General features: G+C 64.9%; 6 protein-coding genes. 2 read left to right on the forward strand and 4 right to left on the reverse strand.

Annotation, left to right across the window (positions count from 1 at the left end; translation table 11 throughout):
* The first annotated feature begins 106 nt into the window (after positions 1–106).
* Positions 107–3,517, forward strand: a complete 3,411-nt coding sequence (locus tag AC5YDV_RS08535; protein ID WP_496192469.1) for an AAA domain-containing protein — start codon at positions 107–109, stop codon at positions 3,515–3,517.
* Positions 3,514–4,896, forward strand: coding sequence for a phospholipase D-like domain-containing protein (locus AC5YDV_RS08540; RefSeq protein WP_496182790.1), 1,383 nt, complete (start codon positions 3,514–3,516; stop codon positions 4,894–4,896). Before AC5YDV_RS08535 ends, AC5YDV_RS08540 begins: the two co-directional genes overlap by 4 nt.
* A 25-nt stretch (positions 4,897–4,921) precedes the next feature.
* Here AC5YDV_RS08540 and AC5YDV_RS08545 read toward each other — a convergent pair whose 3' ends face one another.
* Genes AC5YDV_RS08545 through istA form a run of 4 tightly spaced genes read right to left on the reverse strand, consistent with a single transcriptional unit; the run spans position 4,922 to position 9,045 of the window.
* Positions 4,922–5,569: a prepilin peptidase gene (locus AC5YDV_RS08545; RefSeq protein WP_496182793.1), complete on the reverse strand. Its 648-nt coding sequence runs from the start codon at positions 5,567–5,569 to the stop codon at positions 4,922–4,924.
* A gap of 58 nt (positions 5,570–5,627) precedes the next feature.
* A complete protein-coding gene (locus tag AC5YDV_RS08550; RefSeq protein ID WP_496182794.1) occupies positions 5,628–6,758 on the reverse strand; it encodes a toprim domain-containing protein in 1,131 nt (376 codons plus the stop codon).
* An 8-nt stretch (positions 6,759–6,766) separates the two neighbouring features.
* Entirely contained in the window at positions 6,767–7,510 is a 744-nt protein-coding gene (locus tag AC5YDV_RS08555; protein ID WP_496181551.1) for an ATP-binding protein, read from the reverse strand.
* Positions 7,507–9,045: an IS21 family transposase gene (gene istA / locus AC5YDV_RS08560; protein ID WP_496181550.1), complete on the reverse strand. Its 1,539-nt coding sequence runs from the start codon at positions 9,043–9,045 to the stop codon at positions 7,507–7,509. Before istA ends, AC5YDV_RS08555 begins: the two co-directional genes overlap by 4 nt.
* Positions 9,046–9,219 lie beyond the last annotated feature (174 nt).

Raw genomic sequence — 9,219 nt, forward strand, 5'->3', positions numbered from 1 at the left:
GCACCTGCCCCGTGATCCGCGTTTCGCGCACTCCTGTCAGACCCCCGTGCCAAGATCGACCTGGGCGTAATCGATCGCGCTGGGTTGAATATACCGGGGGGTCGTCTTGGCAGATGAGGTTGGGGATCATTTCACACTGCTCGACGTGGACGTCCGGAGCGGCAGCTTCGGCGTCGTCCGCAAGGGCATTGATCGACGGGATGGCTCGTTCGTGGCGGTCAAGTTCGTCAACAGCCAGTCAGACGACCTTAGCCTCAAGGTCTTCCAGCGGGAGACACGGACGCTGCGAGACCTCTCGCACAAGAACATCGTCCCGTATCGGGATTCTGGCATCGATGAAACGGGCAGCTACTACATCGTTCTGGAGTGGGTCGAGCGCAATCTCGATGATGTGTTGGAGGAAGCCGGGCCTTGGACATCGTGGGACCGGCTCTGCAAGGAGATAGCACTTCCCCTCATCGACGCGCTCGCCTACACCCATCTCAAACAGGTCGAGCATCGCGACATCAAGCCCAAGAACATCCTGATCACTGATGCCGGAGTCCCCATGCTCGCCGACTTCGGCATCGCGAAGCTCCGAGGTGACGAGGAAGAGACCACCAACACGGTGGCTTCCTGGCACTCGCGACCTTACGCACCGCCGGAGATCAACGCTGACGTTCGATACGTGCGCGATGTCTACTCCATGGGCGTGCTCCTGATCCAGTGCATGACCACGACCAAGTTGGCCTCGTGGACCGACGTCGAGCAAGCGGTCCAGTCGATCGACGTCCCACCAGACATCAGGAAGGTCCTCGCATCCTGTGTCGCAACCGACCCAAGCGAACGTCCCAGGAACGCCAGCGAGTTGCTCGGCACGCTGGTCGCTGCCCAGAAGCGACGAGTCGCCAACGCTGCAATAAGAGAGCCGGTTTGGCTGCGCGTGATGAAGGGGGCTGCAGAATCCCTTGCCGGTGACTCGGATCGGCGGCAGGACGCACAGGCCGTCGCCCTTGCCGACCTGTCCGGCGACGTCTATGCCACCTTCCTGCTTGACCGCGAATCGGGCGAACCGCAGCGGGATTCGATCTTCCTGATCGGCGACACCTGGCGGCTCGGCATAAGGCCCGACCGTGACGGGGCGGTGATGGTCTCCGCCAAGAGGTTGGAGTTCGAGGAGTTGGAGCGCTACCGCAGGCGCGCGCTGCTCCTGCCCCGCTGCTACGAGTGGACGTTCTACCGACCGACCAACTTGACGGCCGCTCAGGCCGCCATCGCCGACCTAGTGGAGTCACTCGACGACTTCTACACCGAGAAGGCCGACCAGATCGCGACCGGATCAGTCGACCGCGAAGGTGACGACCTGTTCGACACCTGGCTTCGCGTGCTGAGCGCTCGCGAGGAACTCGCCCGCGGCGAGAAGCAGCCGCTCCCATACCTACGTTGGAAGGTCAAGGGCCGCGAAGCGACCTTCACGCTCACCGACCCGGTTGACCATGACCTCGTCAATACCGAGTGGCGGGTGAAGGATCAGTACAGCGACCGCCGCTTCGGCTGGGGCGAGGTCGTCGATCACGACGGCGACACCGTGACAATCCTCGGTAACCGTTGGGAGAGCTTGCCGGATCGTGGGCTCCTCATCCCCCACATTGGTCCCGACGAGGTCGCCATCGGTCGCCAGCGCGACGCGGTGATCGCGGTGAAGAACGGCGCGGCGGCGCGACCTGAGTTACGTGAGCTTCTGCTCAAACCGGAGTCAGCCAAGATGCCGGTTCCTGTCGCGATCCCGGACTGGAACCGGGACCTCGATGACCGCAAGAAGGAGGCGGTGGGTAAGGCTCTGGGGGCAGCGGACCTGTACCTCGTGCAAGGTCCACCAGGCACGGGCAAGACGAGTTTCATCGCCGAGCTGGTGGAGCAGGCGCTCTTGGCTAACCCCGAGGCCCGCATCCTGATCGCCTCGCAGACCAATGTCGCTGTCGACAACGCGCTGGAGAAGCTCGATCGAGGTGGTGTCGCTAGCCTGGTTCGTCTTGCCAGCTCCGACGTGTCGCGGGTCAGCGAGTCGGTGCGGCATCTCTTGCTCGAGGCGCAGATGAAGAAGTGGGCACAGACCGTCCGCAAGCGCGCGGAAGCGCATCTCGGTGAACGAGCCGAAGCTGCGGGCATCCCCAACGCTCACCTACGGGCGGCGCTGGCACTGCAGCAGCTGGCCAGCACCTTGGATGAGATAAGCGTGCTCCAATCCCGAGCCATGCTGGAGGAGGCGGAAGAGCCACAGCTGACCGAGCTGACCACCGCCCTGGAGCCCAGTGACTCGACCTCGACCGCTCAGGAGCGCGTCGACGCGCTCACCGACCTGCGCGACGAGCTGTTTGAGGAAGCTCAGTCCCTCCTCGCCGGCGACCTGACCCTGTCGATCACAATGAGCGTTCAGGATGCATTGAGCGCAGTTGACGTGTTGATCGGCAACAGCAACGACGCTCGAGATCTTCTCGCAAGGCTCCGCTTGCAGGGTCAGTGGCTCCAGCGCATCGCTTCGGATGAGCGTCTTGCAACCACCTTCCTCGACCAGATCAGTGTCATCGCCGGGACCTGCACCGGGTTTCTGCGGCACCCGGCGGTCCGACATCTCGACATCGACCTCTGCATCGTCGACGAGGCGTCGCGGGCGACCTTGACTGAGGCGCTCGTCCCAGTGTCCCGCGCCAAGCGCTGGGTCTTCGTTGGCGACACTCATCAACTGCCGCCCATCGACGAGGAGCTGCTGCGGAGCACTGAGATCCTCAGCGAGCACCAACTGACGCCTGAGGACATAAAGGAGACCTTGTTTCAACGCCTCGCTGACAGGTTGCCTGAACAGTCGCAGATCATGCTCAGTCGGCAGTACCGAATGCTCCGACCAATCGGAGACCTGATCTCCTCCTGCTTCTACCGCGAGGAACTGAGTTCCAACCGCGAGGACGGCCTGATCGGCTACACCCTTGGCTACGGTAAACCGGTCATGTGGCTGGATACCTCCTCGCTCGGCGAGAGCCGTCGTGAGTCCGCACCTCAGGGGAAGGCGACGAGTTATGCCAACCGAGCCGAAGTTAGGGTGCTGATTGACCGGCTCAAGATCCTCAACAACGCGGTCGAGCACAAGGTGATCAAGCCGCCCGAAGAACGTGACTCACTCGACGTGCTGGTGATCGCTCCCTACGTCAGCCAAGTTACTGAACTCAAGGTTCAGATCGCGCCGCTCCTAGGCCGTCTACCCCACCTCTCGGTCGCGGTGATGTCCGTTGACGCCGTCCAAGGCCGAGAGTCCGATGTTGCACTGCTCTCGGTGACCCGCAGCAACTCAGGAGGACATCTTGGCTTCTTGGGTGCGGAGTACTGGCGCCGCATCAACGTCGCGCTCTCTCGCGCCAAGTTCGGACTGACCATTGTGGGCGACGCTGGGTTCATCAAGGGAACGCCCGGAGCGCTACGGAAGGTTCTCACCTACATCGAGACGCATCCGGAGGATTGCGAGATCAGGATGGCCGAACGATGACTCTTGCCGCATCTGAACAGATCCGCCGTCGGTTCGGCAACCATCGGCCAGGCCTTGAACTGCTAGGACTGGTCGACGCTGCGCTGCCCGTGACGGTCCTGCGCCTCAACGTCCTTGCCCAAGAGCGAAAGCAGTTGCCGCTACTCGATGAGTTCCTCATCCAGTTCGTCCATGAGGGAGTCGGAGACGTTGACGAACTCGCAGCCCTCCTCGGCCTCGATCGCGAGCAGGTTCTCAATGCGACCGCGGATCAGGTCAGCCAGTACAACCTGCGACGCTCGGGTGGGCGGCTCGCACTGACCCCTCAAGGTCTGGAAGTCGCGCGGAGTCTTGCAGCGATCCAACCGGTGCTGAGACAACTTCCAGTGCCGTTTGATCGCGTCACCTGGACGATCGAGAACTACGCGCAGACCGACTTGATCAAGAAGAAGGAGGCCGACGAACTGGGTCATGTCATCTTGCCTGCCAAGAAGCACTCGCGTGTTGACCTGAACGACTTGACTGTCGAGCGCTTCAACCAGATCATCCGCAGCCGTGACGATCGGAACCGTCTCATCGAAGTCATCCGGATCCGCAAGATCGCGTCACAGAACCAACACCTCTTTCACCCTGCCCAGCTCCTCGTGTACGGCAATCCCAACACCGGCGAGGTGGAACTCGGGCTCTGCATCGATGGCGAGTTGCGTCCCGCTCATGGACTGGAACTGGCAGCGGTGGATGCCGTCTCCAAGCTCGGTATCGAGGTCGGGCAACCCGAGCCACGCCCCACGCTAGACGATGAACTGGAGAAGCTCCGCGTCCCCGCGGAGGAGGTCGAGGTCATCGCCCTGGGCGGAAGGGCATCCAACCCGGCACCGGATGCCGAAGCGCGAACAGCGGGCGACGAGACACCGCAGAAGGTCACTGAGATCCCGGTCCGAAGCGTCAGTGTGTTCGAGCATCCCGATCATCTGAACAGGGCTCTGGACTCTGCCAAGAAGCGACTCTTGATCATCTCACCGTGGGTCAAAGGTGGCGTCGTCAACGCCGATTTCGCGGCCAAGCTCGAACGCCGGGTTCGAGCGGGCGTGGAGGTTCACATCGGCTATGGAATCGGTCCAGACGACAGCGGCTCTGACGAGTGGGCGCTGCGCAAACTCGACGCCCTTGCCAAGCGTCACCAAGGGAAGTTTGACTTCGTGCGGTTGAAGAACACGCACGCGAAGATTCTGATCTACGACGGGATCTGGATCAACACGAGTTTCAACTGGCTTTCGTTCAGGGGTGACCCGAACCGAACCTTCCGCATGGAAGAGGGCACGCTCGTTCAGATTCCTAGCGAGGTTGACAAGGCCTTCGCGCGCTACGTCGCCATTCTCGAGACTGACGCACAGGTGTAGCCCTGAAGGTTTGTCGTCTGCAAGTTCAGCTTGATGAGGCAACGGTGGCCGTGAAGGTGGCTATCCACGAGCCGCACAGAAGCCACGGGCCGTAAGCGATGGGGTGGAACTTGCGCGACGCCTTCGCCCAGATGAGCGCAGCCAGTGAGCCTGTGAGGACACTGAGCCAGACGGCACCGATCCCGAGTGGGCCCACGGCGAGGCCGATCACTGTGGTGAGTTTCACGTCGCCGAAGCCGATGCCGCCTTTGGTGGCGAAGTGGATGGCGGCGAAGACCCCTCCGGTGGCCAGTGCGGCTGTTGCGGGCACGACGAGCGTTCGCCAGTCCTGCGTGACTGTTCCGACGCCCGCGATGGCGAGCAGTGTTGTTCCTGCGGTGGGTGCGAGGGCGCGGTTCGGTAGGCGCATCACGTCGAAGTCGACGGCGGCCAGCCACGGGCCAGCCACGGCGAGGGGGAGCAGGGGAAGGTAGGTCAGTGGTCTCCCGCTCAGGCTCGCGGCGGCGGTGAGGCTGCTGACGGCGAGGACGCTGGCCCAGACGACCCACCAGCGTGGCCCCGGCCGGGGAACGTCCTGTTCGCCTCCGTTGCGGTAGCTGAGGGTGGCGAGGTTGTGGCGCAGCGAGAGTCCCAGCGGCACGCTGGCCGCTGCGGCGAGCGCGATCATCAGCATGGGCTGCACGGCGCGTCTCCTTTGGGGTGATGTTCATTCTCGCTTCGGGGCTGGAGTTTCACCATGAGATTCCGTGCTGACGTGGCGGTTCGAGGGTGGGGAGCGGTTCGGGCCGATTGGGGCCTGCGGTCGGGCTGACCTGTTCGATCACCTCATCTGCGGCGTGCTCGCCGTTGATGGCTGTGAGGCGGTCCCTGACTACCGTGATCTGGTCGGTGGCGAACTGGGTGGACTTTCGCGGGTCGGTGTTCCGGGCTCGGACCATGGACGCGAGCGCTGAGCGCACCAGCGCTGGTGGGAGTCCGGTGCGTTCGGCGATGTATTCGGTGCCGGCGGTCCATCGGTTGGCTGGTTGGGCGGCGAGGACCCGGACGGCATCCAGTGCGGCTCCTGCGCCTTCGATGTGGTCGAGGCGTTCGTCGATCAGCGAGTCGGCAAGGGGCCTGGCGTGGGTGATCGCGTCCGCGAGCTTGGCCGCGTTGCCGGCGGCGATGAGGTCTGCGGGGTCGGTGCCTTCGGGCAGGACGGCGTGGGTGGGGTCGAGGTTGTAGAGGGTGAGGAGCCAGTAGTCGCGTTCGGCGGCGACTTGTCCGGCGAGGTCGGCGTCGGTGGCCACGACGGGGTTGCGTCCGCGCTGGTGCAGTTGGGCGACCTGGGCTTCGGTGAGGCTGGTGCCGAGCGGCGCGACCCCGACATGGTGGCCGTCGCCGGTCAGGGTGACGGCGATCGCGTCGAGCGGTCCTTCGACCAGCACGGGCGTCGCGTCTCCAGCCAGTTCGCCGGCGACGTACAGCTGGTCGCCTTTGGCGAACAGGGGTGTGGTGGCGGTGTTGAGGTACTTGGGCCCGTGTCCGTCATCGTCGCCGTACCGGTGGTTTCGGCGGGCGACGAAGCCGAGCACTTGGTGGTCGTGGACGATGGGGACGATGAGGCGGTCGCGGAAGCGGTCGATGAGGCGTCCGGTGGAGGCGGTGGTCGCGACTCCGGCGGTGAGCATCTCCAGGTCGGTGACGTCGTGGTGGCGGAGGTGGCTGACCAGGCTGGTCCAGCTGTCGGGCGCGTAGCTGGATATTGCGCTTGCTGAGGGCCGGTGTTCCGCTGGGGGGTGAGCCAGTGTTCCGGGGATCGGTGGGCCACGTCGACGGGATGGGTTGCCATGGTGCTGGGGCGGCCGCTTGGGCCGCCCCAGCGCTGTGGTTACTGCAGGTGAGTGAAGTGTTTGCGCAGGGAGTCGTCACAGTCCAGGACGGTGGCGTGCGCGTTGGTGGTGATCCGGTCGACGATGGCGTCGGCGAGGATCTTCTCTTCCATCCGGTCGTGCCACTGGCCCGGTGGTAGCTGGGAGCAGTAGATCGTGGAGGCGGTCTTGTGTCGTCGGTCGATCAGGGTGTGCAACTGCTGGACCTGGACCCGGGTGGGCGGGGTGAGGAACCAGTCATCGATGATCAACAACTCGACGTTGACCAGGGTGTCGAGGCAGCGCTTCTTGTCCCCGGTCCGTTCGGCGATGGTGATCCGGTCGAACAGTTCCCCGGCGGGCAGGTAGAGCACCTTGCGGTACTGCTGGCAGGCCTTGTTCCCCAGCGCGCAGGCGACGTAGGTCTTCCCCGCGCCGGTGGGTCCTTGCAGGATGACGTCTTGGTGCTTGACCAGGTAGGCGCCGACCGCGAGCCGGTGGATCAGCTCGAGGTCCATGCTGCGGCCGGGCATGGCTTTCAGGTCGGTCAGGTCGGCGGCGGGTTGGGCGAGGCAGGCTTGGCGGCGGAGCCGGTGCAGCTTGCTGTCGCGGCGTCTCTCGTATTCCCAGTCGACGGCCTGTTTGACCAACTCTGGACCGGTCAGGGTGGCGGCGGTCGTGGTGTCGGCGAGGTTCTCGAAGTACTCGGCCATCCCGGACAATCGCATCGTCTTCAAGCGGGTGAGGGTTTCCACATCGATCATGCTCGGCTCCCGTAGTAGTCGCTGCCGCGGACATAGCCGGCGTCGCCCAGGGAGGGGGCCGGCGGGGCTTGGGTGGGTGGGGTCCAGCCGGTCCACAGCTTCTTGATGAGCGTGTAGGAGGGGGCGGGGGTGGCCGCCAACGCCCGCGTGCAGGTGTCCTCCAGGCGGGCCATGCCGCCGGGCTTGGTGGCCAGCGACATCACCCCCAGACAGGACCGGTAGGACTGCTCGACGATCTGGCGGGACGCCAGGATCGCCCCGATCGCCGCTTGGGTGTTCGGGCCCACCGTGGCGGCCCACTGCTCGAATCGTTCCGGCGTCCAGTCGACCAGTCGGCTGCGGTGGGTGGCGGGCATGTGGGCCGGCAGGGTCGCATACCGGCCCGACACCCCTTGGAAGCGGGGGTGGGACGCGACCCGCTCGATCCCGTCGAAGACCTCCACGATGCTCGTGGTGAGGCGCACATCCAGGGATTGGCCGATCAACCGGGAAGGGACGGAGTAGAAGTTCTTGTCGACCTGGACGTGGTAGTTCGGGCCGACCTTGGCCTTGCGGAGCTCGGCCAACTCGAACCGGACCGGCGGCAGCGGTTGCAACAGTGGCTTCTCGTCGCGTTCGAACACGATCTGCCGGGAGTCCTCCCGCTTCTGGAACGGACGCGCGTTGATGGCAGCGACTTCGGCGAAGATGGCCTCGTTCAACTCGGCCAACCCGACGAACTGCCGATTGCGGAGCACCGCCGCGACCTGCCCCGCGACGAACCGGACGCTCCCTTCGACCACTGCCTTGTCGCGGGGACGTTTCACCCTGGCCGGGATGACCGCGGTGCCGTAATGCTCGGCCAACCGGGCATAGGCGGGGTTCAACGCCGGCTCGTAGCGGTCCGACCGGGACACCCCGGTCCGCAGGTTGTCCGGCACCAGGAGCCGGGCAGCACCCCCGAAATCCTCCAGGGCGTGCACGTGCGCGTCGATCCACGACCCGAGCGTCATGTCCGGGAACGCCTCCACATACGTGTAGGCCGAATACGACAGTGCGGCCACGAACACCCACCCCTGTCGTGGTTCGCCGGTCAGCGGGTCGGCGTAGGCCATCGGGTCCCCGGCCCAGTCGACCTCGATCGACTCGCCCGGGTTGCGCTGGATCCGCATCGACGCGCCGGTGGCCTTCGCCCACCGCCGGTACTGTTCGTTGAAGAACGAGTACTGGTAGGGCACCTCGCCGGTGGCGCGGCAGTTGGCCACGTACTCGTTCCACAACACCAGCAGCGTCACCGACGGCCGTCCCAGCTCCCGGTGCACGTGCTCGAAGTCTGGTGTGGCCCGGTCCGAGTCCGGCTTGGCCGGTTCGGGCAGCAACAGCCGGCGGACCTCGTCAGCCCCGAGGTCCGTCACCTGCTCGAACCCGACCCCCGCCGAGTCCGCCGCAGTGAACACCGCCGCCACCGTGTTACGGGAACACCCCAACACGTCCGCGATCCCACGCTGACTGACCCCCTCAGCTCGCAGCCGAAGGATCTGTTTGTAGTCGACCATGAAGGCGACTTCCTCTCGTCACGCCGTACCCCAACGGCACGGCGCGACGAACGTCCCACACGAAAACCCGAGCGCCGCCACGGTCCACCGCGCCCCGTCGCCGTGGCTCACCGCCCACCGGACCACTGGCTCACCCCACAACGGAACACCGGCCCTCACCGAGCGCAATATGCA

This window comes from Propioniciclava sp. LT432 (assembly GCF_059515965.1).

Excerpts from the sequence above, each read along its gene's own strand:
- AC5YDV_RS08540 (WP_496182790.1), top strand. The coding sequence starts at position 3,514 with ATGACTCTTGCCGCATCTGAACAGATCCGCCGTCGGTTCGGCAACCAT.
- AC5YDV_RS08545 (WP_496182793.1), bottom strand. The coding sequence starts at position 5,569 with ATGCTGATGATCGCGCTCGCCGCAGCGGCCAGCGTGCCGCTGGGACTC.
- AC5YDV_RS08555 (WP_496181551.1), bottom strand. The coding sequence starts at position 7,510 with ATGATCGATGTGGAAACCCTCACCCGCTTGAAGACGATGCGATTGTCC.
- istA (WP_496181550.1), bottom strand. The coding sequence starts at position 9,045 with ATGGTCGACTACAAACAGATCCTTCGGCTGCGAGCTGAGGGGGTCAGT.